A 26,293-nucleotide genomic window follows, 5' to 3' on the forward strand; every position below is an offset into this window, starting at 1 on the left:
GCATGACCAAGGGGCCGGGTTGCTCTGATTAATCAAGATCGGCGTGACCTACGGGTACAGGGAGTACCTGCGCAAGGGCCGGGTCAGGCGAAAAGCTGCGACGCAAGTTCACAAGCGCTCATGCTTGCTGAACTTGCGGCGAGCTTATGCCTCTTATCATTCGCTCGCATGTCGCCTCTTCGCATACCGTACGTAGCAACTATTTTCTCTTTTGCCTCGGGCTAACCATTACTTGGTATTTCGGCTCGACCATCTATCGAGAAAATTTTGCGCGCGCCATAGGACATTTCTGGCGCCAGGTATTGGATTTTCCAGGTAATTCCGCCACCGCCCAAAAGTCGTCCAGCATCTCTGAGCGAGCCGGGTTTGGCAGGTTCACGGCATATTTGCCAGACAATCTGTCGCATTTGAACTGACCATTCGGACAGTTATTATTAAAAAAACTCATGCCGATTCGGCATAGGGTAGGCGTTTACGGCATTAGACGTCGCTCCCTTGCATCGGAATAGTTGCGCCTTTTTTCGCCTGCCAGTAAGCCATTTCGGCCAAGCTGCGGTGACCTTCCATGGAGGCTGATGCACACACTTTTTCGCTCTCGAGCGTTCCAGCTGGCGCATTCGCCTGTAAGTCCACTTGAAGTAAGGGTAATGACATGAAGAAGGCAAAGCTAAGCCTCGCCTGGCAGATCCTCATCGGTTTGGTGCTGGGGATCGCAATCGGTGCAGTGCTCAACCATTTCAGTGCTGAGAAAGCCTGGTGGATCAGCAATGTGTTGCAGCCGGCGGGCGATATCTTTATCCGCCTGATCAAGATGATCGTGATCCCGATTGTGATTTCTTCGCTGATCGTCGGCATTGCCGGTGTCGGTGACGCGAAAAAGCTCGGCCGGATTGGTGTCAAAACCATCCTTTACTTCGAAGTTGTTACTACCATTGCCATCGTGGTCGGCCTGTTGTTGGCCAATCTGTTTCACCCTGGCGCAGGCATCGACATGAGTACCCTGGGTACCGTCGATATCTCCAAGTACACCGCCACCGCTGCTGAAGTGCAGCATGAGCATGCGTTCATCGAAACCATCCTCAACCTGATCCCATCGAACATCTTTGCCGCCGTGGCTCGTGGCGAAATGCTACCGATCATCTTCTTCTCGGTGCTGTTCGGCCTGGGCTTGTCGAGCCTCAAGCCTGAGCTGCGCGAGCCACTGGTGACGATGTTCCAGGGCGTGTCCGAGAGCATGTTCAAAGTCACCCACATGATCATGAAGTACGCCCCGATTGGCGTCTTTGCACTGATCGCGGTGACCGTCGCCAACTTCGGCTTTGCTTCCCTGCTGCCGCTGGCCAAGCTGGTGATATTGGTTTACGTCGCCATCCTCTTCTTTGCCTTTGCGGTGCTGGGCCTGATCGCTCGCCTGTTTGGCTTCTCGATCCTCAAACTGATCCGTATTTTCAAGGATGAGCTGGTTCTGGCCTACTCCACCGCCAGTTCCGAAACCGTGTTGCCACGTGTGATCGAAAAAATGGAAGCCTACGGCGCGCCGAAGGCGATCTGCAGCTTTGTGGTGCCGACCGGTTACTCGTTCAACCTTGACGGTTCGACGCTGTACCAAAGCATCGCGGCGATCTTTATCGCCCAGCTCTACGGCATCGACCTGTCGATCGGCCAGCAACTGATGCTGGTGCTGACCCTGATGGTCACCTCCAAAGGTATCGCCGGCGTGCCGGGTGTGTCCTTCGTCGTGCTGCTGGCCACCTTGGGCAGCGTGGGTATCCCGCTGGAAGGCTTGGCGTTTATCGCTGGTGTCGACCGTGTGATGGACATGGCGCGTACCGCACTCAACGTCATCGGTAACGCCTTGGCCGTATTGGTCATCTCCCGCTGGGAAGGCATGTACGACGACGCCAAGGGCGAGCGCTACTGGAACTCCCTGCCGCACTGGCGCAGCAAGGAAACACTGGCGGTCGGCGAGACCAGCCGTAGCTGATAGCACTATCATCTAAAACAAACCCCGGGAAATCCGGGGTTTGTCGTTTCTGTCAGCCCCGCTATCATTCGCCCCATCTTTCGGGGGATTCAACTGATGCTCAATGGCCTGTGGCTTGGCTTCTTTGTCGTAGCAATGGTGTCGGCACTGGCGCAATGGCTGGTCGGCGGTAACGCCGGGATTTTCGCAGCGATGGTGGAAAGCATTTTCGCCATGGCCAAACTGTCGGTGGAAGTGATGGTGCTGCTGTTCGGCACCTTGACGCTGTGGCTGGGCTTTTTGCGCATCGCCGAAAAAGCTGGCATCGTCGACTGGTTGGCCAAGGCTCTCGGCCCGCTGTTCCGCCGCCTGATGCCCGAGGTGCCCGCCGGCCACCCGGCCATTGGCTTGATTACCCTCAACTTCGCCGCCAACGGCCTGGGCCTGGACAATGCCGCCACGCCGATTGGCCTCAAGGCGATGAAGGCGCTGCAAGAACTCAACCCCATCCCCAACACCGCGAGTAACGCGCAGATCCTGTTCCTGGTGCTCAACGCCTCGTCGCTGACGCTGCTGCCGGTGACCATCTTCATGTACCGCGCCCAGCAAGGCGCGGCCGACCCGACGCTGGTGTTCCTGCCGATCCTGCTGGCCACCAGCGCCTCGACCCTCGTCGGCCTGCTGTCGGTGGCGGTCATGCAGCGCTTGCGCCTGTGGGACCCGGTGGTGCTGGCCTATCTGGTTCCCGGCGCCTTGGTGTTGGGTGGCTTTATGGCGTTGCTGGCGACGTTGTCGGCCACGGCGTTGGCGGGCTTGTCTTCGATCCTCGGCAACCTGACGCTGTTTGGCCTGATCATGCTGTTCCTGGTGATCGGCGCGTTGCGCAAGGTCAAGGTGTACGAAGCGTTTGTCGAAGGTGCCAAAGAAGGCTTCGATGTCGCCAAGAACCTGCTGCCGTACTTGGTGGCGATGCTCTGTGCCGTTGGCGTGTTGCGCGCCTCCGGAGCGTTGGATTTCGGCCTGGAAGGCATTCGTCATGTGGTGGCCTGGACGGGCATGGACACGCGCTTTGTCGATGCCTTGCCGACCGCGATGGTCAAGCCGTTCTCAGGCAGCGCAGCGCGGGCGCTATTGATCGAGACCATGCAGACCAAGGGCGTGGACAGCTTCCCGGCACTGGTGGCCGCGACGATTCAGGGCAGTACGGAAACCACTTTTTATGTGTTGGCGGTGTACTTCGGCTCGGTGGGGATTCAGCGCGCCAGGCATGCGGTGGGGTGTGCGCTGCTGGCAGAATTTGCCGGTGTAGTGGCGGCTATTTCGGTGTGCTACTGGTTCTTCGGTTGAGGCCTAGATAACTATTGGGAGCAAGCCCTTCCCACAATTGATCGCGTTTTTTCAGGATGAATGCGGTCAACTGTGGGAGGCGGCTAGCTCCCGATAAGGCGCTCAGCGTTTCGACGCTGCATTGCCCTGCGCCACGACCCAATCCACCATTTGCCTGTTCAACTGGTCCCCCGCCAGCCCAAACGCGGTAACCACCGCAGGCACCTTGGTATCACTCACCGGCTGATGCACCTCAAATCGCCGGCTGGCAATAATCCGTTGATCACTCCCACGCACCAGCCGCGCATCCAGGCGGATCACCACCTCTACCATATTGCCGCGGTATTCACTCTGAAACGCCTGCAACTGTCCGCCCAACTCATAGTCGGCTTGCAAGTTGGTCTCATCGGTACTCAGCAGCGTCACCCGCCCATCGCGCTGGAAACCGTCCATGAAGCGATTGCGCAGCAACACTGGCGATGGGTCGCTCCAGCGTGAGTTGGCATAGCTGCTGATCAGGTTGCCATTGGGCACTACGGCAATGCGTGGGCTGTCGAGAAATTCGCTGGTTTGCGGCTTGGACACACGCAGCGACCAACTGACCGCTGCACCTTGGGTCGCCGTCTGGGCCGACGCCAGGCGGTACACGTCCGAAGGGTCGGGCTTGGGCAGGATCGAGCACGCGCTGACAAGCGCCAGGGCCAGAGGGGCGATCATTTGGTAAGCACGCTTCATGGCGTGAACTCCTTGTTCTTGTCGCTGCCCAGCAAGTAACCACTGGGGTTGGCTTCCAGGCGACGGGAGATGGCGCGCAGCGAACCCAGGGTTTCGCGCAGTTCACGCACAGCCGGCGCCAGTTCGTTGAGGCCCTGCATGCCGCTGTTCACCGAGTCTTTATTGTTGGTCAGCAAGGTGTTGATGGTCGCGGTGCTTTGTTCAAGGGATTTCATCGCCTGCTCGGCGCTGCCGAAGGCTTGCTTGCCTTGCTCATTGAGCATGCCGTTGGCGTTGCGCATCAGCGTGGTGGTTTGCTCCAGTGCGGCGCCGGCCTGTTTGCTCACCTGCAGCAATTGCTGCATCACTACCTTGATATCGCCACGCTGGTCGGCGATGGCGCCGGTGGTTTGCTGCAAGTTGTCCAGGGTGTTGCTCAGGCGCTCGACGTTCTCGCGGGAGAACACGCGGTTGGCGTTGTGCAGCAACAGGTTTACGCTGGTCATCAGGTCGTTGCTGTTGTTCAACAGGCGCGCGATGGGTGATGGCGAGGCGATGATTTCCGGCAGGTTGCCGTCCTTGCCCTTGAGTTCCGGGCTTTGCGGTGTGCCGCCACTGAGCTGGATGATCGAGGTGCCGGTGATGCCGGTCAGGGCCAGCTTTGCCTGGGTGTCTTCCTTGATCGGCGTCTGCCCGGCCAGGCGGATGCGCGCGAGGACGCGGCGTGGGTCTTTGGGGTCCAGGCGCAGGCTGGTGACGTCACCCACCTTGATCCCGCTGTACTGCACCGAGCTGCCTTGGGACAGCCCGCTGACCGCCTCGTTGAACACCACCTCGTAATCCTGAAAGGCGCTGTCGACGCTGGACTTGGCCAGCCACAGGCCAAACAGCATCGCGCCGACCACCACGATTACGCTGAACAGACCGATCATCACATGATGGGCTCGGGTTTCCATGTCATACCTCGTTGAGCGATTGAGCGGCATCCAATGCCGCGCGGCCACGGGGGCCGTGGAAATATTCGTGAATCCAGGCGTCGTCCGTTTCCGAGACGATATCGATGGCGTCCGCCACCAGCACTTTCTTCTGGGCCAGCACCGCCACGCGGTCGGTGATGGTGTACAGCGTGTCGAGGTCGTGCGTGACCAGAAACACGCTCAGCCCCAATGCATCGCGCAAGGTCAGGATCAATTGATCGAATTGCGCCGCGCCGATCGGGTCGAGGCCGGCGGTGGGTTCGTCGAGAAACAGGATGTCGGGGTCCAGCGCCAGTGCCCGGGCCAGGGCCGCGCGCTTGATCATGCCGCCTGACAGCGAGGCCGGGTACTTGTCGGCCGCCGACAACGGCAGCCCGGCCAACGCCAGTTTGACCGCCGCCAGATGCTCGGCGTCGGCGCGGCTGAGGCCTGCGTGTTCGATCAATGGCAGGGCGACATTTTCGGTGACGGTCAGCGAAGAAAATAGCGCGCCCTTCTGGAACAGCACACCAAAGCGTCGTTCCACCAGTGAGCGTTCATGTTCCGACAGGTTCGGCAGGTTTTTGCCGAATACGCGCACCTCGCCTTCGTTGGGCCGGCGCAAGCCGACGATGCTGCGCAACAGCACCGACTTGCCGCTGCCGGAGCCACCGACCACCGCGAGGATCTCGCCCTTATACAAATCCAGGTCGAGGTTCTCGTGCACGCTCTGGCTGCCAAAGCGGTTGCACAGACCCCGCACTTCAATCACCGCCTCGGTGGGCGCACGGTGTAGACGACTCACCACCCCATCTCCATGAAGAACATCGCTGCGACCGCATCCAGCACGATCACCACAAAAATCGATTGCACCACGCTGGAGGTGGTGTGGGCACCGACCGACTCGGCGCTGCCACTGACCTTGAAACCTTCCAGGCAGCCGATGGCCGCGATCAGGAAGGCGAAGATGGGTGCCTTCACCATGCCCACTAAAAAGTGCTGCACCCCGATATCCGATTGCAGCAGAGAGAGAAACATCGCCGGCGAAATATCCAGCGCCACCGCACACACGACGCCACCGCCGACGATCCCCGAGAGCATCGCCAGGAAGGTCAGCATCGGCAGTGCCACTAATAGCGCCAACACACGAGGCAATACCAGCAGCTCCATCGGGTCCAGGCCCAGGGTGCGGATGGCGTCGATTTCTTCGTTGGCCTTCATCGAGCCGATTTGCGCGGTGAAGGCACTGGCGGTGCGGCCGGCGATCAGGATCGCGGTGAGCAATACGCCGAATTCGCGCAGAAATGAGAATGCCACCAGGTCCACGGTAAACACCGTCGCGCCGAAACTCTTGAGCACTGTGGCCCCGAGGAATGCCACCACAGCTCCCACCAGAAAAGTCAGCAAGGCCACGATAGGCGCCGCGTCGAGGCCGGTTTGTTCGATATGCGCGACCATGGGCGTCAGGCGCCAGCGTTTGGGTCGAAAAATGCCACGGGCGAAGGTTTCGAGGATCAGGCCGATAAAGCCCAGCAATTTCATGGCGTCCTGCCACACCGTGTCGACCGCACGACCGATGCGCGCCAGCACTTGAATGCCGGCGGCCTCTTCCGGTTCTTTGATCGGCACGCAGAAATCATTCAAGGAGTGGTAGACGGTCCTGAGCAAGGCGCGGTCGGCGGCGGACAGGCTGCAATCGGCCTGCTCGGCGGATTGCCCGATCCGGTCCGGGCCCAACAGTTCCACCAGCAGCGATGCGCCGGCGGTATCCAGAGCGCCGAGACCATTGAGGTCGATGCGGGCACCGGCGTCGTATTGACCGTCGAGCGTGTTCGACAACTTTTTCAGGTCTGTGTAGTGGGCAAGCGTCCAGTCCCCCGTGACCCTTAGTAACGGCGGAGTGGTGGACGTATCGAGGTGGGCTGTGCCGGCCGTCGTACTGGTGGTCATAAGCTCCGAGCTTGTTTGGTTATCCACAATTCCTACGTAATAGCACGATCCACCCTACTTTGGGTTGTCCGTTTGTGCGGTGTCAGTGACTTTGAAACGCAACACGCCGATGACTTGTCCGTCTTCGGTCAGCACGCGTACCTGCCAGCGGCCCACCGCATCTGCCGGGAAATTCTGCTTGTGGGTCCAGGCGCGATAGCCTTCCTTGCGCCCGCCATGGATATCCAGGGCAATGCGGTCGACCTCTTTGCCGTTGAATTTCCACACATGGTAGATCCGCTCATCCAGCCCTCGCGGCGCGTTGATCGCGGTGTAGGCGTACAGCCCGTCGCTGCGCAGTTGGGCGGCGCTGACGTCCTTGAGGTCATCGCCTGGCGTGCGGTCTTGCAATTGGGTGCTGATCGCCACTTCAGTCATCCACAACGTGGCCGGCGGCACCCAGGTGCGCAGGAACCAGCCGGCGCAACCAATGGCTGCCGTCACCCCCAGCAGCATCGCCCAGCCTTTGGCGCTGCGCAGCGGCAAGCTGGCGGCCAGGCTTGGGATCGACAGCAGCATGGCCACGCCCAGGGCCAATTTGTAACTTTCGGCGGTGGTCAGGTGCAGGATGATCGGTAGCGCAGTGAGCAGCGCAGCGAACAGGGTCAAGGTGTGCAGCGCGAGGAACAGCGAACGCTTGGGGGCCAGCCACTTGTAGTAAAGCGGGTCGGTGATTGACACCAGTGCCGCCGCGCCGAGCAAACCGGTGAAGATCGATTGGCCGCTGTTCCATGTGGTGGTGATGAAGAAAAACGGCAACACAAAAAACAGACTTTCCTGGTGGATCATCTGGGTGGCGTAACGCAGCAGGGGTTCGGGGATTTCCCGGTTGAAGACCTTGGCAAACAACTGGTTAAAGCTGTTCTCCAGCATCAGCCACAACCAGCTCACCAGCATGATCACCGCGATCCAACTGGCCATGCCCTGCTGGCGATCCACCAGGATGAAGCTGCATACGCCCGAGATAAAGCCGCCGAGTGCGATCACCCCAGGATAGCGCTTGATCAGTTCGAGAATGCGCTGGATAAGGGGTGGCAGGTTTGGCATGGGCGATTCACAGTTGAAGTAGGAAATATCCCAGACAGAATAACGTCTTAGCCGTATGTCCGGTGTTTCATTGCGCGACTCGTGTGCGATAACGCCGAAGGCCGATCAACACCGTGGCAATCAGCCCGAGCACGCCGGCACCGATCCACGTCAGGGCGTCATAGCTCAATAGGGGTTTTTCGATGCGCCAGTAGCCCGGCTGGTTGAGCACTTGACGCATGGCCTGGTTGGCCTGCTCAAGGTTAACCGCCTTGATGCGTTTGACCGGGTCGCTGAAGTGGCCATCGGCGTAGTCACCCGATGCGCTCCAGTAATAGTCGGCCAATGCGCTGTTGCCTTGCACGGCCCAGGCTTCGCGCGCGATGGCGGCTTGTTGCAGGCGGTTGAAGGTGGCGGGGTCGAGACCGTCCTTGAGCAATTGCGCCTTGAGGTCTTGCAGCACCTGTTCCGCTTTACCGAGGTTGTCCCGCTCAAGGTCGGCATTCATGCTCAGAAAACCTACGCTGCCGAGCACTTCGCGCTCACTCCACGGGCCGTAGGACAAACCGTGCTTGAGGCGTAATTGGCGGTATAACGCCCAGTCGAGGTAGTCCTTGAGCAGGTCGTAGGTTTCATCATGCTGATCGTCCAGCACCGGCTCCGGGAACAGCCAGTGCAACTTGGCGCCGTCACCGACCCAGCCATGGATCAAATCACGCTGGCTGGCGGCGGCATGCTGGATTTCCGGCAGTGGCCGATGCTCGCTCGGCTCCACCGGGTCAAGCTGCCCATAGGTGCGTTCCAGATAAGCCGGCAGCAACTTGTCGAGCTCGCCTACGATGATCAGAGTCATATTGTTGGGCGCGTACCAATCTTTGCGCAGTTTCTCCAGCTGATCGCGTGTCAGGTGGTTGACCTGAGCCCGCTCGGCGCACTTGAGCCCCAGTTCGACAGCCAGTTGATTGCTGGCGCTGTGGCCGAGGTCCTGGCGGTCGAGCAGGCGCTGCAGGTGCGAATAATGACCGCCGTCTTCGCGTTCCACTACCTGTTTGGCGGCATTGATGTGTGCGTCGGTCAATTGGGTGCGGGTGAGGATCGCCAGCAGCAGGTCCAGCACCTTGCGCTGGTTTTGTGCCGGGGCCTCGATCACAAAGGTGGTGTCGGCGTTGCTGGTATAGGCATTCCACTCGCCGCCGAGGGCTTGCATACGGTCTTCGAGGTCGCCTTCGCCTGCACCGTCGATACCGCTGAAGAGCAAGTGTTCGAGCAGGTGCGGCAGCTCTTTGTCTTCACAACTGAAATCATCCAGGCCGACGCCCACCACCAGGCGGATGGCCACGTGCCCGCGCTCGGTGCCCGGTTTGAGCAGCACCTGCAGGCCGTTGGGCAGGGTGTAGCCCTCGACGTGCAGGCGGTCAAAGGCAAAGGTGTATGCCGAACCCATGAGCAGGCAGGCGAATAACAGGCGACGCATAACAAGCTTCCCGGCGGGTGAGGTCCACTGTTAACTGACTTCACGGGCCATCGTACGTTCAGGGCGAATGGGTGATGTCGGCAATTTCTTCGGCGGAGAGTGCACCAGTGTCAGAGGTTTCCAACACTACATAAGCGCTGCTGCAAAACAACGAGTTGAGGCGTTTCATGTCGGCAATCAGTTCCAGGTGCAGGGAACTGGTCTCCAGGCTTTGTACGATTTTGCGTTGCAGGCGGCTGACATGGGCGTGAGCCAAACGCCGTTCCTGGGCGCGAAAGCGGCGCTTCTCACGCAGCAATTGCCGGGCACTTTCCGGGTCGCCGCTGAGAAACACCGACAGGCCCAGGCGCAGGTTGGCGATCAACTGGCCGTGCAGGTCGGTCAATTCTTCCAGGCCCACTTCAGAGAACTGTCGGCGTTGTGAGGTTTTCTGCTGCTGGACTTTGCGCAGCATGCGTTCGATCAGGTCGCCGGCCAGTTTCAAGTTGATCGACAACTCGATGATCTCGGCCCAGCGACGGCTGTCCTGTTCACTGAGGTCTTCACGGGGCATTTGTGCGAGGTACAGCTTGATCGCGCTGTAGAGCGCTTCGACGTCATCGCTGAGGCTGCGCATTTCCTGAGTGATGGCGGTCTGTTTGCCGCGCAGCACTTCCTGCATTGCGGTGAGCATGTTGTCGATCAGGTCGCCCAGGCGCAACGTCTCTCGGGCGGCGTTGGCCAGGGCCAGGCTGGGTGTGGCGAGGGAGGCCGGGTCCAGGTGGCGCGGCTTGGCCTTGCCATTGGTCTCCGGTTGTTCCGGCAGCAACCAGGCGCAAAGACGGGCCATCGGGCCGATGCTGGGCAACAGGATCAGGCAGCGGCTGACGTTGTAGAGCAGGTGGAAGGTGATGACCATGCCCTGGGCGCTGTAGTCCAAACCGTCCATCCAGCGTACGAGGGGGTCGAGTATCGGAATGATCAGCAACAGGCCGATCAATTTGTACAGCAGGCTGCCAAGGGCCACCTGGCGCCCGGCGGCGTTCTGCATGTTGGTACTGAGGAAGGCCAGCACGCCGCTGCCGATGTTGGCACCGATCACCAGGCCGATGGCCACATGCAAGCCGATCACGCCGGCGCCGGCCAGGGTGGCGGTCAGCAGCACCGCGGCCAGGCTGGAGTAGGAAATCATCGCGAACAGGGCGCCGACCAAGGCATCGAGCAAGATATCGCCGGTCAGCGAGGCAAAGATGACTTTGACGCCCTGGGCATGGGTAATCGGCCCGGCGGCTTCGACGATCAATTGCAGTGCCAGAATGATCAGGCCCAGGCCGATGCCGACGCGACCCATCTGCCCCGCCCGTGTCTGTTTGCGCGACAGGAAGAAAATCACCCCGAGAAAAATCAGCAGCGGCGAAAGCCAGGACAAATCGAAAGTCAGTACCCGCGCCATCAACGCAGTACCGACGTCGGCACCAAGCATGGTTGCCAGGGCGGGCGTCAGCCCCATCAGGCCCTGGCCGACAAACGACGTCACCAGCATGGCCGTGGCGTTACTGCTCTGCACCATGGCCGTCACCAGGATACCGGCGACAAATGCCAGCCAGCGTTTGGACATGTTCTGCCCGATGACTTGGCGCAAGTTGGAACCGTAGACCCGCAAGATGCCGGTACGGACGATGTGCGTGCCCCAGATCAGCAGGGTCACGGCGGAAAGCAGATTGAGCAAGGTCAGCATGCTCGGCCCCCCGTGTGGGTGCACCCCAACCGGGGCGAAGGAAAGTTGCCGCGTGCCGTTCTACGTCTTGTAGTTAAGCTGTAGTTGGCGAATGGGTTCTGCGCCAGCATCGCATAGCTGAAGTGAGGATTGAAACAAAACTGTCATCTTCAGGAGCGAGCTTGCTCGCGAAAAACTCAAGGACACCGCGTTTAGTCAGATGACACGCTTTATCGTTGGCGTTCTTCGCGAGCACGCTCGTTCCTACAGGTTTATTGACCCGGAATGTCCTTGCGCAGTTTCACCGGATCCTGCTGTTTCTTCTTTTTCGCGATGGCGGTGCGCATCTTGATGTTGATCGCTTCCACCGCCAGCGAGAACGCCATGGCGAAGTAGACGTAGCCTTTTGGCACGTGCACGTCGAAGGATTCGGCGATCAGCACCGTACCCACTACCAGCAGGAACGACAACGCCAGCATCTTCAGCGACGGGTGCTTGTCGATGAAGTCGCTGATGGTGCCGGCAGCCATCATCATTACCAGTACGGCCACGATGATTGCAGCAACCATGACCGGCACATGGGACACCATGCCGACAGCGGTGATCACCGAGTCCAGGGAGAACACGATGTCAATGATCGCGATCTGGATGATGGTGTAGATGAACTTGCCACCGCCGCCCGTTGGCTCGTCGTGGGTTTCGTCCTCACCTTCCAGCGCGTGGTACATCTCCTGGGAGCTTTTCCACAGCAGGAACAAACCACCGAAGAACAGGATCAGGTCGCGACCGGAAATGCCTTGGCCAAACACCACGAACAGATCGGCGGTGAGTTGCATCACCCAGGTGATCGACAGCAGCAACAGGATTCGCGTGACCATGGCCAGGGCCAGGCCGAAGATCCGGGTGCGCGCCTGCATATGCTTGGGCATGCGGCTGACCAGGATCGAAATCATGATGATGTTATCGATGCCCAGGACGATCTCGAGGGCCGTCAGGGTGAAGAAGGCAATCCAGATCTCCGGATTGGTCAGCCATTCCATGTGTATTCCTTTGAGCGAGTGTTAAACCGCGCCAGCTGCAGTGCCGCGCGGCAGGGGTGTCACGGTTATAGAGTGCTGAACAGCGGGAAAATCCCCATCAGTAAAGCGGCGAACATTATGCACAGGCATACCAGCACTGCCCACTTGAGGGTGAAGCGCTGGTGATCGCCAAACTCGATGCCGGCCAGGGCCACCAGCAGGTAGGTCGAGGGTACCAGCGGGCTCAGCAAATGTACGGGTTGACCAACAATAGAGGCCCGGGCCATTTCCACGGCGGTGATGCCGTAGTGGCTAGCGGCTTCGGCGAGTACCGGCAGTACGCCGTAGTAGAACGCATCGTTGGACATGAAGAAGGTAAACGGCATGCTCACCAGTGCAGTGATCACGGCCAGGTACGGACCCAGCGCATCCGGGATGACTGCCAGCAGGCTCTTGGACATGGCGTCGACCATGCCTGTGCCCGACAGGATGCCGGTGAAGATGCCGGCGGCGAAGATCAGTCCGACGACTGCCAGCACACTTCCTGCGTGGGCCGCGACGCGGTCCTTTTGCTGTTGCAGGCACGGGTAGTTGACGATCATGGCGATACTGAACGCCACCATGAACAGCACGGGAAGCGGCAACAGGCCGGCGATCAGGGTGCACATCAGGGCGAAGGTCAGCGCGCCGTTGAACCAGATCAGCTTTGGACGGCGAGCGTCCGGGTATTGCGAGACGCTGATCTCGCTGTGGTCGATCTCGTCGCCCTGCAGGTGCAGTTCACCCAGGCGGGCACGCTCACGCTTGCCGTACAAGTAGGCAATCACCAGGATCGCTACCACGCCGGCGGCCATGGCCGGGATCATCGGTACGAAGATGTCCGATGGGTCCACATGCAGCGCACTGGCGGCGCGCGCAGTCGGGCCACCCCAAGGGGTCATGTTCATCACGCCACCGGCGAGGATAATCAGGCCGGCCATGATTCGCGGGCTCATGCCGATGCGCTGGTACAGCGGCAGCATGGCGGCCACGCAGATCATGTAAGTGGTAGCGCCGTCACCGTCCAGGGACACCACCAGGGCCAGTACGGCGGTGCCGACCGAGACTTTCAGTGGGTCGCCTTTGACCATCTTGAGGATCTTGCGCACGGCCGGGTCGAACAGGCCGGAGTCGATCATCAGAGCAAAGTAGAGAATGGCGAACATCAGCATCACGCCGGTCGGCGCGAGCTTGGTGATGCCCGCGAGCATCATTGGGCCTATCTCCGGTGCGAAGCCCCCAAACAGGGCGAACAGGATCGGCACGATGATCAAGGCGATCAGCGCGGACAGGCGCTTGGTCATGATCAGGAACATGAACGTGATGACCATGGCAAAGCCAAGGAAAGTCAGCATAGGGAAAACTCCAGGCGTAGCGCGGCTAGGGAATGGCGAACCGGGTGGGGTCAGCGCAGAACGAAAAGCACGAGGCGTACGGGGGGAGTCGGGCTGAACAGGCGGGTACGGACGGACATCGGGAATCACCATTGTTGTTGTTAACAGTCGGTCTGTTGCCGACAGTGGGGCGATCCTAGACGCGTAAGCTTTCAGCCAGCTTTCGTTGGGTAGGGGAATGACACACGGTCTTGAAGTTTATGCAGATCAGAATGTAAGAGGTTTCAGGGAAGTTCGAGGCCACCGGCGGCCTTGTGCAGCTTGCGAAGATGCTCGCCCATCTGCTTGAGGTTGGCTTCGCAGGCGGCAATCTCGTCGGCACGGGAAGGATCCAGAAGCGCCCTCACCTCTTTATCCAGATCGCCGGTCAACGATTGCAGTTGCTTCTGGCGCTCGGCGCTTTCCGATTCCAGGCGTTTGGCTTCCGACGGTTGCGGCAGGCCGTAGCCACCGCTGTCCAGCAGTTCAGCCGGGCGGCTGAGGAAGCCACTGTTGGCGAGGATTTGCTGCAGGGTATTGTTGGCTTTTTCCATGCCGCCATTTTTCAGCTCGCGGGCGTTGAGATAGCGTTGCTTGACCTCGTCCTGGGCCAGCATCAGTTGTCTGCGATAGCTGGCTTGTTCCAGCAATAGCAGCGCGGCGCTGGTGCGCAAGTCGGCCTGGCTGAACCACTGGCGTCGTTCGGCCGCATCGAGGGACAGCCAGTCTTCGACTTGGGTCTGCTTGATCGGCAGACGCTTGCGCAACACATCGAACATGGCCTGGTAGCGCTCGCGGAACGAGTCGAAGTGATAACCCAGGCGCAGCGCCTCGCGCTTGTCGTTGAGTACGCTGGTATCGGCCAGGCCACGGGCGCTGAGCACTTCCAGCAAGCCGTTGGGGGTGATGTTGTCCAGGCCGGTCAACTGTGGATTGGCGCTGCCGCTGCGCAACAGTTTCAGGCTTTCCACCGCGCAATTGTTGGAAATGAAGAAATAGTTGCCATCGTAGCTCCAGTGCATTTCGGCAGCGTGCTCGACGGTGTCGTTGATTTCCTGGCGGTTGAGCTTCAGTGGCACCGAGGCAAGACCGCGCAGCTCGGTTTTGGTGTATTCATCGATCACTTGGGCCAGGGGCAGTACGAACAAGCGCGACGGGTATTTGCCGATCAGGCCGTCCCAGCTCGAGAGTTGCACGTCACCGACGAAGGCGCGATAGGACAGTACCAAGTGCTGGTCCAGGTCCAGGCGGCAGTCCGGGCCGCGCGGGCGACCGGGAGCGCAGATCACCAGGCGCAACATGCTGTGGCCCCAGCGGCTCACCAGGTTCTGGTTGGCTTCGGCCAGCAGGTAGTCAATTTCGTAGACGCGCTCGGGGTCGATCTGGCCCAGCGGCGTCTTGGCGAAGTCGTTGCCGGCGTTCAGGAACGCGTAGGTCTTGGCGCAGGTGTCCTGCGCAGATGGCGCCCAGCCGAAGTGCTCCTTGTAGTAGCGGAACAGCGCGGGTCGGCGGCAGGCGTAGCTGGGGTCGAGGAGAAAATACTCCATGTTGACCGCCACGAACTCCAGTGGGCTGGTGGTTTCGTAGATATCCGGGCTGCGGGCAACTTGATGGTTGTGCTGTTCTCGCTCGCCACGGCGGCCGACGTATTGCGGCCAGCCGGCAAGGTCCAGCAGGCGTGGGTCGTCGCTGAGTGTAAAGCGGCGGTCATGCTGGCCACGGCACTGGTCGGGCAGGCCGATCAGGCCGGTGATGCTGTTTTGGCGACTGCATCTATTGATCAGTGCACGGTCGTCTTTGGACCAGAGACGTGCGCGGTCATAGATGTGGGTCAGTTCATGCAGCACGGTGGCGAGCATTTCGCGGCGCACGGTGCCGTGGGGGCGATTGGTTTTCTGGGTGGCGGCGCTGCCATCGGTCAGGCTGGCGAGCAGGTTCCGGTTAAGGTCCAGTTCGGACACCAGAGAAGCTTGGCCGTAGGCGTTTTCAGGCATTTTGTCGGTCCAGCCGACATCGATGCGCCGGTCCAACTGCTCGACAAAGCGCGGCGGCAAGGAGCGCATCGCTTCATCGAGCAACGCCTGGCTGGCCTGCTGTTCGGCCGGGCTCAAACCATCGGTTATGAGCCGCAGTTGCAGGCTGGCCTGGGCGGCGCCTGCACAGAACAGTACAGCCCCGGCCAATAGCCAGGCGGCGACGCGCCTCACAGTGCGAGGATGGCTTCGGCGAGAGTCTGGTCACTGGCATCGCGGGCTTCCGGCACGCGGGTTCGCAGGGTATCGAACGCGGCTTCCAGCTGTGCGCCGCGGATCTCGCCATTGGAGGCGACGAAACTGGCGGCGTCATCGTGGGCTTCACGCACGATCTTGGAGTCGCGGATCGAGGTGGTGGTGTCCGAGGTGAAATCAATGGTGCGGGCCGACGCACGTACGATGATGTTGCTGGTGGCCTTCAGGGTTTGTGCGTGGGCAACATCGGCCAACAACAGCAGGCCGAGAGCGGCGGCGATCAGCGGGCTACGCATGAAATAACTCCAGAATACAAAGATGATTATTGGACGAGAATTGCTTGCGCCAGTTCAAGGTCGCTGGCGTTAAGTTTTGGCCGGGTGCGGCGCAGGTAATCCAGCGCGGATTCCAGTCGTGCGCCCCGCCATTGGCCGTCTGTGGCTATAAACACGGCAGCGTCGTCCTGGGCGGCCAGTAACCTTTTTCTGTCAAAGGGCGCTGATGTCACCTTGCTGGTGGCATAGGCACTTATGACGGTGCTCTGGGTGGACACATCAAAGGCTGAAGCCAGTGGTGGCCAGCAAGCGCAGATCAAAATAGGAACAAACAGCAGGCGGTATGAAAAAGCCATGGGTCTCGACAACTGAAAGCGAGCGCCAAGGCTAGCGCAATGCCCGGGCGAGAGCCAGCGCCGAGGCGCCCGGCAGCGGCTCGCGCTGCCGGGATTTCATCTGTTATCAGATCGCCAGGATCGCCTGGGCCAACTGAGCATCAGTCGCCGCATTCAACTGTGGCGCTTGTTGGCGGATATGGGCCAGAGCGCTCTCCAGTTTCACGCCACGGATGGCGCCTTCACTGGCGACGAAGCTGGCAGCATCGTCACGGGCGGCTTGTACCACCTTGTGGTCACGCAGGGAGGAGGTTGCATCGGAGCTGGCATCGGAAGTGGCTTTGAGCGCGCCGACGATCGAGTCGGTGGTCACGATGAGGCTGCTTGCGTTGGCGTTGGCAGCGAGGGCCAACAAGGCAGCAGCACTCAGCAGGCGTAGACGGGACATGGGATAACTCCTGTAGATAAACAAATAAGGCGGCGCAGAGCGGCCACTGTGAAACGGACATGGGTGCTATTGGGCATCAGACGCCTGTTCTACAAAGTTCGCCACGTGGTGGGTGGATATTAAGCCGTCGTCTGTCCGTTCGGAAGTGTGCGATTTAACTGTACTGGTCAATTTTAATTTTATTGAAACTGTACCAATCCGCCTCAGACCGGCCAGCAAAGGCCCGGAAATAACAAAGCCCGCCTCCGGTTTCCCGGGGCGGGCTTTGCTTTACAAATCAGGGTGCTGGCGGTGGACCCGGCGGGTCAGGGCCAGCGGGCGCCAATTAGCGCCAGAACGGCTTGCTCAGCTCTTCGTAGCGTTGAGCTTCGCTGATACCGGCGTCAGCCAGCAGACGCGAATCCAGACGAGCCAGTTGGTGGCGGCTGGAGATGCGGCGCTGCCACAGCATCAGGTTGGCAAGAACGCGCAGAGGCAGGGAAGCCTGGGTGTTTACAGCTTTTTCTTCGAAGAACAGTTCGGAACTGAGTGTACGTTCCATGATGACATCCTTCCGCTTGTGGCGGGATTAGGTAGTGGTTTAACTGATGCCAATGATCCTCCTCCTGCGCAAGACTCTGTAGATACAGTTCACCTGTATTGTGAGAGGCCAGTTAACTGTTTATAGGTGCTGTACTGTACGGAAATGGGGCAACTGTACCTGTCTGCCCTGAAATAGTGCGAAATAGGCATTTTAGGTGGAGTAGGTAGGATAAATCGGTAGGAAAAGAACGGTACAGTAGTACAGTTTTTTAAAGATGTGCTTGTGGACATGCCGAGCTGATGAAACTGTGTTTGCATCAGCTCAGGTGTGTATCGATCAAGCCTTGAGCATATGCCCGGTTTCTTCCAGGTTGATGTGCCAACTCAGTGCTTCGCGCAGGATGTGCGGAGTATGCCCGCCGACGGCGCAGGCCGCGTCGAAGTAACTGTTCAGCGCATCGCGGTAGGCTGGATGCACACAGTTGTCGATGATGACGCGGGCCCGCTCCCGCGGCGCCAGGCCACGCAGGTCGGCCAGGCCGACTTCCGTCACCAGGATGTCGACATCATGTTCGGTGTGGTCCACATGGCTGACCATCGGTACCACGCTGGAAATCGCGCCGCCCTTGGCGATCGACTTGGTTACGAAGATCGCCAGGTGTGCGTTGCGTGCGAAATCCCCGGAACCGCCGATACCGTTCATCATGCGCGTGCCGCAGACGTGGGTAGAGTTGACGTTGCCGTAGATGTCGAATTCCAGCGCGGTATTGATACCGATAATGCCCAGGCGGCGCACCACTTCCGGGTGGTTGGAGATCTCCTGCGGGCGCAATACCAGCTTGTCTTTATAGTGTTCCAGGTTGCCGAACACATCGGCATTGCGTCGTTCCGACAGCGTGATCGAACTGCCGGATGCAAAACTCAGCTTGCCGGCGTCGATCAGGTCGAAGGTCGAATCCTGCAACACTTCCGAGTACATGGTCAGTTCTTCGAACGGCGACTCGATCAGGCCGCACATCACGGCGTTGGCAATATTGCCGATGCCGGCCTGCAGAGGGCCGAGTTTGTTGGTCATGCGCCCAGCGTCCACTTCCTGCTTGAGGAAGTTGATCAGGTGATTGGCGATGCCTTGAGTGTCGCTGTCGGGCGGAGTCACGGTTGAGGCAGAGTCGGCCTGGTTGGTGATCACGATGGCGACGATTTTCTCCGGAGGGATCGGAATCGCAGTGCTGCCGATGCGGTCGTCGACTTTGACCAGCGGGATCGGCGTGCGCGTCGGCCGGTAGGTCGGGATATAGATGTCGTGCAGCCCTTCCAGGTTCGGGTTGTGCGCCAGGTTGATCTCGACGATGACCTGCTTGGCGAAAATTGCAAAGCTGGCCGAGTTACCCACGGACGTGGTGGGCACGATATGTCCTTGTTCGGTGATCGCAACGGCTTCGATCACGGCGATGTCCGGCAACTTGAGCTGGTTGTTGCGCAGTTGCTCGACAGTTTCCGACAAATGTTGGTCGATAAACATGACTTCGCCTGCGTTGATCGCGCGGCGCAGGGTGCTGTCGACCTGGAATGGCATGCGGCGGGACAGTACGCCGGCTTCGGTCAATTGTTTGTCGAGGTCGTTGCCCAGGCTGGCGCCGGTCATCAGGGTGATTTTCAGTGGCGAGGTCTTGGCGCGTTCCGCCAGGGCATGGGGTACGGCCTTGGCTTCACCGGCACGGGTGAAGCCGCTCATGCCGACGGTCATGCCGTCCTCGATCAGTGCGGCGGCATCTGCCGGGCTCATGACCTTATTCAACAGCGAAGGCAAGCGGATACGATCACGGTACATGAATTGTTATCTCAGGCTACGGAAGCAAGGTGCGCAGTTTAGTGATTTCAAAAAAATTCGGCCCGCTACCATGGTCGAATGCCGGGCGGCGATTTAGAGCCTTTGGTCGGGTTTCATCACACCAATAAAAAACCCCAGCCTACCGGAGGCCAGGGTTTTGGGTATTGCGCTGGCGCAGTGTTATTCGACGGCCTTGACCATATCTTCGATGACTTTCTTGGCGTCGCCGAAGACCATCATGGTCTTGTCCAGGTAGAACAACTCGTTATCCAGGCCGGCATAACCGCTGGCCATCGAACGTTTGTTGACGATGATCGTCTTGGCCTTGAACGCTTCGAGGATCGGCATGCCGGCAATCGGCGAGTTCGGATCGTTCTTGGCGGCCGGGTTGACCACGTCGTTGGCACCCAACACCAACACCACATCGGCCTGGCCGAATTCGGAGTTGATGTCTTCCATCTCGAACACCTGGTCGTAAGGCACTTCAGCTTCGGCGAGCAGCACGTTCATGTGCCCTGGCATCCGACCGGCCACGGGGTGGATCGCGTACTTCACGGTTACGCCATGGTGGGTCAGCTTCTCGGTCAGTTCCTTGAGCGCGTGTTGTGCCCGAGCTACCGCCAGGCCGTAGCCCGGAACGATGATCACGGTGTCGGCGTTGGTCAGCAGGAACGTCGCGTCGTCGGCCGAGCCGGACTTCACTGGGCGCGCTTCCTTGGAACCAGTCGCCGCCGCTGCGTCCGAAGTATTGCCGAAACCGCCCAGCAGTACATTAAAGAAGGAGCGGTTCATCGCTTTGCACATGATGTACGACAGGATCGCACCGCTGGAGCCCACCAGGGAGCCGGCGATGATAAGCATCGAGTTGTTCAGGGAAAAGCCGATACCCGCCGCCGCCCAGCCTGAGTAGCTGTTGAGCATCGACACGACCACCGGCATATCCGCGCCGCCAATCGGGATGATGATCAGCACGCCGAGCACGAACGCCAGGGCCAGCATCAGCGCGAACGCTGTGAGGTTGCCCGTGAACATGAATGCCAGGCCCAGACCCAGCGTCGCGAGGCCCAGTACCAGGTTGAGCTTGTGCTGGCCACCGAGCTGTACGGGTGCGCCCTGGAACAGGCGGAACTTGTACTTGCCCGACAGCTTGCCGAACGCGATCACCGAGCCAGAGAAGGTAATCGCACCGATAGCTGCACCGAGGAACAGCTCCAGGCGATTGCCGGCAGGGATCGAGTCGCCCAGGTGTTTGACGATACCCAGGGATTGCGGCTCGACCACGGCGGCAATGGCGATGAACACTGCAGCCAGACCGATCATGCTGTGCATGAAGGCGACCAGCTCCGGCATCTTGGTCATTTCAACGCGTTTGGCCATGATCGACCCAGCGGTGCCACCAATCAGCAAGCCAACAATCACGTAGCCAATACCCGCAGTGGCCAGCTCAGCGCCAAGCTTATAGATGAGGCCCACAGTGGTCAGCACTGCCAGTGCCATGCCAAGCATGCCGAACAGGTTGCCGCGTCGCGAGGTGGTTGGGTGCGACAGGCCCTTGAGAGCCTGGATGAAGCAGATCGACGCGATCAAGTAGAGCGTCGTGACGAGATTCATGCTCATTACTTGGGCGCCTCTTCTTTTACTTTCGGGGCTTTCTTCTTGAACATCTCAAGCATCCTGCGGGTCACTAGGAATCCACCGAACACGTTGACTGCTGCGAGCGCCACGGCCAGGGTTCCCATGGTCTTGCCCAATGGCGTGACGGTGAGTGCCGCGGCCAGCATGGCGCCAACAATCACAATGGCAGAGATCGCGTTGGTCACCGCCATCAGTGGCGTGTGCAGCGCGGGGGTTACGTTCCAGACCACGTGATAACCGACATAAATGGCCAGCACAAAGATGATCAGGTTGTAGATACCGGGGGAGATAAGCTCTTCCATCGTCTGAATCCCTGCTTAGGCGTTTTTACGGATGACTTGGCCGTCGCGGCACATAAGGCACGCGGCGACGATGTCGTCTTCGAGGTTGATTTCAAACTGCCCTTCCTTGGTGAAGACCAGCTTCAGGAAGTCCAGCAGGTTGCGCGCATACAAAGCGGAAGCGTCGGCGGAGACGGCGCCGGCGAGGTTGGTTGGGCCGCAAATAATCACGCCGTTCTCCACCACCACCTGGTCGGCGACGGTCAGCGGGCAGTTGCCACCCTGGGTTGCGGCGAGGTCGATGACCACCGAGCCGGGTTTCATTTGTGCAACGGTTTCGGCGCTCAGCAGAGTGGGGGCTTTACGGCCCGGAATCAAAGCGGTGGTGATGACGATGTCGGCCTGTTTGGCGCGTTCATGCACAGCCAGAGCCTGTCGTTGCATCCAACTGCTCGGCATCGGACGCGCATAGCCGCCTACACCGACGGCGCATTCGCGCTCTTCATCGGTTTCGTACGGCACGTCGACGAACTTGGCGCCGAGGGATTCGATCTGTTCTTTCACGGCCGGGCGCACGTCGGACGCTTCGATCACCGCACCCAGACGTTTCGCCGTCGCGATAGCCTGTAGGCCGGCAACGCCAGCGCCGAGTATCAGCACGCGGGCAGCCTTCACGGTACCTGCGGCGGTCATCAGCATGGGCATGAAGCGCGGGTAGTGATGAGCGGCGAGCAACACGGCTTTATAGCCGGCAATGTTGGCTTGGGAGGACAACACATCCAGGCTCTGAGCCCGGGAAGTACGCGGAGCAGCTTCGAGTGCAAATGCGGTAATGCCGCGTTCGGCCAGCTTGGCGATGGTTTCGTTGCTGAACGGATTGAGCATGCCCACCAATACGGTGCCGCTTTTGATCAGCGCCAGTTCGCTGTCGCTGGGGGCAACCACCTTGAGAATCAGTTCGGCACCAAACGCATCGTTGGCGCTGCCAATGGTTGCACCTGCCGTTTCATAGGCACTGTCGACGATGCTGGCTTTGATGCCTGCTCCGCTTTGTACAGTGACCTTATGGCCCTGGCCGATCAGCTTCTTGATGGTTTCCGGGGTGGCAGCCACCCGCGTTTCACCGGTCTGGGTTTCGAGAGGAACACCAATGTGCACGTCAAATCTCCTGCATGATCTTTTTGCTTTTGATCTTTTTGTAAAAAGGCCAGTGCGCCGTGAGTGGTGCATCTGGGGCGGCCGATCAGCACGATCCCGCTGAAATGACAGCGGGGCGCGGCATTTTGCAGGCGAACTTTACGGCCTTCAAGGGATTATGACGGGTGACGAAAAATTAACTACAAGTCACCCTGTGACTGATTGTCGCAATGCCAGGAAATAACCGCTTTAAATACAGGTGTTTATAGGCCTTCATGGATTTATAGAGTCATTTTGCATCGTTGCTGTGAATGGTCGCGTATTGGCCGGTAATAGTCGCTGTAAGCCATGTGGATTATGACTTTGAAGCCTATTTTTGATTAATCGGTACAGTCTGCTTGAATGCGACATATACGTATATCTGTAGTTATTTTTAATATTTGACTACAAGGTCAGCAATCCATCTGTGGCCTTTAGTTACAGGGGCTGTAGCGTTTTGATTGATCGATTAACCAGTCCCTGAATGCGTGAAGTGATGCAGATTCGACTTTTCTCTCAGGAATCATCAGGTAGTAGGCCTTCGAGCTGCTCAGTGCTTCCGGGCTGGCAATCACCAGTTGGCTCTCGTCCAGCTCGCGCTGGATGAGGAAAGGCGGAATCAGAGCGATACCCATGTCATGCATGGCTGCCTGGGACAACATCGAGAATAGCTCGTAACGCGGGCCCGTCATGTCGCGAGGTATATTCAGGTGCTGAGCGTTAAACCATTGGCGCCAGGCGTAGGGTCGAGTGGTTTGCTGCAGCAGCGGCAGTTCTGCGATCTCCTGAGGGCTGAAGTGATCACGGGAGCCCAGTAAGCGCGGGCTGCACACGGGAACCGGGTTTTCTCCCATCAGTCGATGGGATTCGGTGCCTGACCAATCGGCATCGCCAAAGTAAATCGCGGCGTCGAACTCGGTATCAGCAAACAGGAAGGGACGTGTGCGGTTGGTAAGGTTGACCGTGACCTCCGGGTGCTGGCGTTGAAAGTCTTTGAGCCGGGGGATCAGCCATTGGGTGCCGAAAGTGGGGACCACGGCCAATTCGATGACGTTGGCGCCCTGCTGCCCCATGACAGACAAGGTGTCGCGCTCCACGGCATCCAACTGCATAGCGACGCGACGGCTATAGGACAGCCCCGCTTCCGTCAGTTTTACCCCTCGCCGAGAGCGCCGAAACAGCTCGACACTTAAAAACTCTTCAAGGCTTGCGATCTGGCGACAGATGGCGCCCTGGGTGATGGAAAGCTCATGCGCTGCCTTGGTAAAGCTCTCGTGGCGGGCCGCAGCTTCAAAACTGACGAGGGCAGTGGTGCTGGGAATTTTTCTGCGCATGTACGTTGTACTCACTTCTCAAACGCGTGGGCGACGTTTTTGGCTATTTCGAAGTGAGAAATTAGCACAACCCTATGCGGAAACCTCGTTTGCCCTCTGCGCCTGCCCGGCCTAGGCTCCATCCACGACTTCTGATTTTCCACGAGGACTCATTCATGGCTGGCAAGGCAAGCTTCAACTGGATCGATCCACTGCTGTTGGATCAACAGCTCACTGAAGAAGAACGCATGGTGCGTGACAGCGCTGAGCAATTTGCTCAGGACAAGCTGGCGCCGCGTGTGCTCGAAGCTTTCCGTCATGAAAAAACCGACCCTGCGATCTTCCGCGAGATGGGAGAGACAGGTCTGCTGGGCGCGATGATCCCTGAGCAGTACGGTGGCAGTGGCCTGAACTACGTCAGCTACGGGTTGATTGCGCGTGAAGTGGAGCGTGTCGACTCCGGCTATCGCTCGATGATGAGTGTGCAGTCGTCACTCGTCATGGTGCCGATTAACGAATTTGGTACCGAAGCGCAGAAGCAGAAATATCTGCCGAAATTGGCCTCTGGTGAATGGATTGGCTGTTTTGGTCTGACCGAGCCCAATCATGGGTCTGACCCGGGTGCGATGATCACCCGTGCGCGCAAGGTGGATGGCGGCTACAGCCTGACGGGCGCCAAAATGTGGATCACCAATAGCCCCATTGCCGATGTTTTTGTGGTGTGGGGCAAGGACGATGCCGGTGATATCCGTGGTTTTGTCCTGGAGAAAGGCTGGAAAGGTCTGAGCGCTCCGGCGATTCACGGCAAGGTTGGGTTGCGCGCCTCCATCACTGGCGAAATCGTCATGGACAACGTGTTTGTGCCGGAAGAGAACATCTTCCCGGATGTGCGAGGTTTGAAAGGGCCTTTCACCTGTCTTAACTCTGCACGTTACGGTATTTCCTGGGGGGCGTTGGGGGCGGCCGAATTCTGCTGGCATACCGCGCGTCAATACACCCTCGATCGTCAGCAGTTCGGCCGCCCATTGGCGGCAACTCAGCTGATCCAGAAGAAGCTCGCCGATATGCAAACCGAGATCACGCTCGCCCTGCAGGGCTGCCTGCGTCTGGGACGTATGAAGGATGAAGGTACGGCGGCGGTCGAGATCACTTCGATCATGAAGCGCAACTCATGTGGCAAGTCCCTGGACATTGCGCGTATGGCGCGAGACATGCTGGGTGGCAACGGTATCTCCGATGAGTTCGGGGTGGCGCGCCACTTGGTCAACCTGGAGGTGGTGAATACCTATGAAGGTACTCATGACGTACATGCCTTGATCCTGGGGCGTGCGCAGACGGGTCTTCAGGCCTTTTATTAATAGGAGCACGGCATGGGCGCGCTTTCCCATCTGCGGGTGCTGGACTTATCGCGAGTACTGGCGGGGCCTTGGTCCGGGCAGATTCTTGCGGACCTTGGGGCAGAAGTGATCAAGGTCGAGCGGCCAGGTGTTGGTGATGATACGCGTGCGTGGGGGCCTCCTTTCCTTAAGGATGCTGACGGCGAGAACACCAGTGAGGCGGCGTATTATCTGTCGGCGAATCGTAACAAGGAGTCGGTGACCATCGACTTCACGCGGCCGGAGGGGCAAAAGCTGGTGCGCGACCTGGCGGCCAAGTCCGATATCCTGATCGAAAATTTCAAAGTGGGTGGGCTGGCAGCGTATGGGCTGGATTATGAGTCGCTCAAGGAGATCAATCCGGAACTGATCTATTGCTCGATAACAGGCTTTGGTCAGACGGGGCCTTATGCGACGCGGCCAGGCTACGACTTCATGATTCAGGGGTTGGGCGGGCTTATGAGCCTGACCGGTCTGCCTGAGGGTGATGAGGGAGCCGGGCCGGTGAAGGTTGGCGTGGCGTTGACTGACATCCTGACCGGGCTTTACTCAACGGTAGCGATCCTGGCTGCGCTGGCTCATCGGGACCATGACGGTGGCGGGCAGCATATCGACATGGCGCTGCTGGATGTACAGGTGGCATGCCTGGCTAACCAGGCCATGAATTACCTGGCGACCGGAGTGTCACCAAAGCGTCTTGGTAATGCGCACCCAAACATCGTGCCTTATCAGGATTTCCCTACGGCTGATGGCGACTTTATCCTGACCGTGGGCAATGACGGTCAGTTTCGTAAATTCGCTGAAGTGGCTGGCCAGCCGCAGTGGGCTGATGATCCGCGCTTTTCAAGTAATAAGGCGCGAGTGGCTAACCGTGCCGAGCTGATTCCGTTGATTCGCCAGACTACGGTCTTCAAGACGACCGCTGAGTGGGTATCACAGCTGGAGCAAGTGGGTGTGCCGTGCGGGCCGATCAATGATTTGGCACAGGTGTTCGCCGATGCTCAGGTCAAGGCGCGTGGATTGGCGATCACGCTACCTCATGGTTTGGCGGGGACTGTGCCTCAGGTTGCCAGCCCGATCCGGTTGTCCAAGACTCCAGTGGAGTACCGGAGTGCGCCTCCTTTATTGGGGGAGCATACCTTCAAGGTGTTGCAAGACGTTCTGGGATTGATGCCGGCTAGCGTCGCGGCTTTAAGGGAGGCGGGGGTTATCTGAACCTTCCTCTCTATATAGAGGGAGATTGGAGTCAGTGCGCTTGGTGTTTTTTTGGCCAGTCTCAAGAGTTTGATAGGAAAGAG

General features: G+C 59.2%; 23 protein-coding genes. 4 read left to right on the forward strand and 19 right to left on the reverse strand.

Annotated elements, in window-relative coordinates; all coding sequences use genetic code 11:
• The first annotated feature begins 652 nt into the window (after positions 1-652).
• Complete coding sequence (gene gltP / locus M5B97_RS11380) at positions 653-1,984, forward strand: glutamate/aspartate:proton symporter GltP (RefSeq protein ID WP_123716739.1); 1,332 nt, start codon at positions 653-655, stop codon at positions 1,982-1,984.
• A 96-nt stretch (positions 1,985-2,080) separates the two neighbouring features.
• Entirely contained in the window at positions 2,081-3,310 is a 1,230-nt protein-coding gene (locus tag M5B97_RS11385; protein WP_123716740.1) for a spore maturation protein, read from the forward strand.
• A gap of 102 nt (positions 3,311-3,412) precedes the next feature.
• On the opposite strand, the gene M5B97_RS11390 is transcribed toward M5B97_RS11385, so the two are convergent.
• The 19 genes from M5B97_RS11390 to M5B97_RS11485 all read right to left on the reverse strand — a co-directional run bounded on the left by M5B97_RS11390 (position 3,413) and on the right by M5B97_RS11485 (position 23,640).
• On the reverse strand, positions 3,413-4,024 hold the full coding sequence (locus tag M5B97_RS11390; RefSeq protein WP_248731510.1) for an ABC-type transport auxiliary lipoprotein family protein: 612 nt from the start codon (positions 4,022-4,024) through the stop codon (positions 3,413-3,415).
• The gene (locus M5B97_RS11395) at positions 4,021-4,959 is read right to left on the reverse strand and encodes an MlaD family protein (protein ID WP_134661062.1); all 939 of its coding nucleotides are present in this window, start codon (positions 4,957-4,959) and stop codon (positions 4,021-4,023) included. Before M5B97_RS11395 ends, M5B97_RS11390 begins: the two co-directional genes overlap by 4 nt.
• Before the next feature lies 1 nt (position 4,960).
• Positions 4,961-5,764: an ABC transporter ATP-binding protein gene (locus M5B97_RS11400; protein WP_060756476.1), complete on the reverse strand. Its 804-nt coding sequence runs from the start codon at positions 5,762-5,764 to the stop codon at positions 4,961-4,963.
• Positions 5,761-6,909 (reverse strand): ABC transporter permease, encoded by a 1,149-nt coding sequence (locus M5B97_RS11405; RefSeq protein ID WP_123716743.1) that lies wholly within the window; start codon positions 6,907-6,909, stop codon positions 5,761-5,763. The genes M5B97_RS11400 and M5B97_RS11405 overlap by 4 nt, the downstream gene beginning before the upstream one ends.
• Positions 6,910-6,963: 54 nt before the next feature.
• Positions 6,964-7,995: a DUF5924 family protein gene (locus M5B97_RS11410; RefSeq protein WP_248731511.1), complete on the reverse strand. Its 1,032-nt coding sequence runs from the start codon at positions 7,993-7,995 to the stop codon at positions 6,964-6,966.
• 67 nt (positions 7,996-8,062) lie between these two features.
• Positions 8,063-9,448 carry a pitrilysin family protein gene (locus M5B97_RS11415; protein WP_248731512.1) on the reverse strand — a complete coding sequence of 462 codons (1,386 nt, stop codon included), beginning with the start codon at positions 9,446-9,448 and terminating at the stop codon, positions 8,063-8,065.
• Positions 9,449-9,506: 58 nt separating this feature from the next.
• A complete protein-coding gene (locus tag M5B97_RS11420) occupies positions 9,507-11,165 on the reverse strand; it encodes a Na/Pi cotransporter family protein (RefSeq protein ID WP_134661058.1) in 1,659 nt (552 codons plus the stop codon).
• A gap of 251 nt (positions 11,166-11,416) precedes the next feature.
• A complete protein-coding gene (locus M5B97_RS11430; RefSeq protein WP_248731513.1) occupies positions 11,417-12,184 on the reverse strand; it encodes a TerC family protein in 768 nt (255 codons plus the stop codon).
• Positions 12,185-12,249: 65 nt separating this feature from the next.
• Positions 12,250-13,557, reverse strand: coding sequence for a CitMHS family transporter (locus M5B97_RS11435; RefSeq protein WP_060756470.1), 1,308 nt, complete (start codon positions 13,555-13,557; stop codon positions 12,250-12,252).
• A 263-nt stretch (positions 13,558-13,820) separates the two neighbouring features.
• Complete coding sequence (locus M5B97_RS11440; RefSeq protein WP_248731514.1) at positions 13,821-15,782, reverse strand: DUF4105 domain-containing protein; 1,962 nt, start codon at positions 15,780-15,782, stop codon at positions 13,821-13,823.
• Positions 15,779-16,099 (reverse strand): DUF2388 domain-containing protein, encoded by a 321-nt coding sequence (locus M5B97_RS11445; protein WP_060756468.1) that lies wholly within the window; start codon positions 16,097-16,099, stop codon positions 15,779-15,781. Before M5B97_RS11445 ends, M5B97_RS11440 begins: the two co-directional genes overlap by 4 nt.
• Before the next feature lie 26 nt (positions 16,100-16,125).
• Positions 16,126-16,434 carry a DUF2388 domain-containing protein gene (locus tag M5B97_RS11450; RefSeq protein ID WP_248731515.1) on the reverse strand — a complete coding sequence of 103 codons (309 nt, stop codon included), beginning with the start codon at positions 16,432-16,434 and terminating at the stop codon, positions 16,126-16,128.
• A 106-nt stretch (positions 16,435-16,540) separates the two neighbouring features.
• Positions 16,541-16,861 (reverse strand): DUF2388 domain-containing protein, encoded by a 321-nt coding sequence (locus tag M5B97_RS11455; RefSeq protein WP_123716749.1) that lies wholly within the window; start codon positions 16,859-16,861, stop codon positions 16,541-16,543.
• Between the two features lie 325 nt (positions 16,862-17,186).
• Positions 17,187-17,402 (reverse strand): DUF1127 domain-containing protein, encoded by a 216-nt coding sequence (locus M5B97_RS11460; RefSeq protein ID WP_003187413.1) that lies wholly within the window; start codon positions 17,400-17,402, stop codon positions 17,187-17,189.
• Positions 17,403-17,720: 318 nt separating this feature from the next.
• Positions 17,721-19,214: an acetyl-CoA hydrolase/transferase family protein gene (locus tag M5B97_RS11465; protein WP_123716751.1), complete on the reverse strand. Its 1,494-nt coding sequence runs from the start codon at positions 19,212-19,214 to the stop codon at positions 17,721-17,723.
• Positions 19,215-19,394: 180 nt separating this feature from the next.
• The gene (locus M5B97_RS11470; RefSeq protein WP_248731516.1) at positions 19,395-20,831 is read right to left on the reverse strand and encodes an NAD(P)(+) transhydrogenase (Re/Si-specific) subunit beta; all 1,437 of its coding nucleotides are present in this window, start codon (positions 20,829-20,831) and stop codon (positions 19,395-19,397) included.
• Positions 20,831-21,151 carry an NAD(P) transhydrogenase subunit alpha gene (locus tag M5B97_RS11475; protein ID WP_003187417.1) on the reverse strand — a complete coding sequence of 107 codons (321 nt, stop codon included), beginning with the start codon at positions 21,149-21,151 and terminating at the stop codon, positions 20,831-20,833. Before M5B97_RS11475 ends, M5B97_RS11470 begins: the two co-directional genes overlap by 1 nt.
• Positions 21,152-21,166: 15 nt before the next feature.
• Complete coding sequence (locus tag M5B97_RS11480; protein WP_248731517.1) at positions 21,167-22,288, reverse strand: Re/Si-specific NAD(P)(+) transhydrogenase subunit alpha; 1,122 nt, start codon at positions 22,286-22,288, stop codon at positions 21,167-21,169.
• Between the two features lie 452 nt (positions 22,289-22,740).
• Positions 22,741-23,640 (reverse strand): LysR family transcriptional regulator, encoded by a 900-nt coding sequence (locus tag M5B97_RS11485; protein WP_248731518.1) that lies wholly within the window; start codon positions 23,638-23,640, stop codon positions 22,741-22,743.
• Positions 23,641-23,795: 155 nt separating this feature from the next.
• Here M5B97_RS11485 and M5B97_RS11490 point away from each other — a divergent pair, with 155 nt between their 5' ends.
• Both M5B97_RS11490 and M5B97_RS11495 read left to right on the forward strand, forming a co-directional pair.
• On the forward strand, positions 23,796-24,977 hold the full coding sequence (locus M5B97_RS11490) for an acyl-CoA dehydrogenase (RefSeq protein ID WP_003187423.1): 1,182 nt from the start codon (positions 23,796-23,798) through the stop codon (positions 24,975-24,977).
• A gap of 12 nt (positions 24,978-24,989) precedes the next feature.
• Positions 24,990-26,210: a CaiB/BaiF CoA-transferase family protein gene (locus M5B97_RS11495; RefSeq protein WP_248731519.1), complete on the forward strand. Its 1,221-nt coding sequence runs from the start codon at positions 24,990-24,992 to the stop codon at positions 26,208-26,210.
• Positions 26,211-26,293 lie beyond the last annotated feature (83 nt).

Source organism: Pseudomonas sp. MWU13-2517 (assembly GCF_023242545.1).
GTDB lineage: Bacteria > Pseudomonadota > Gammaproteobacteria > Pseudomonadales > Pseudomonadaceae > Aquipseudomonas.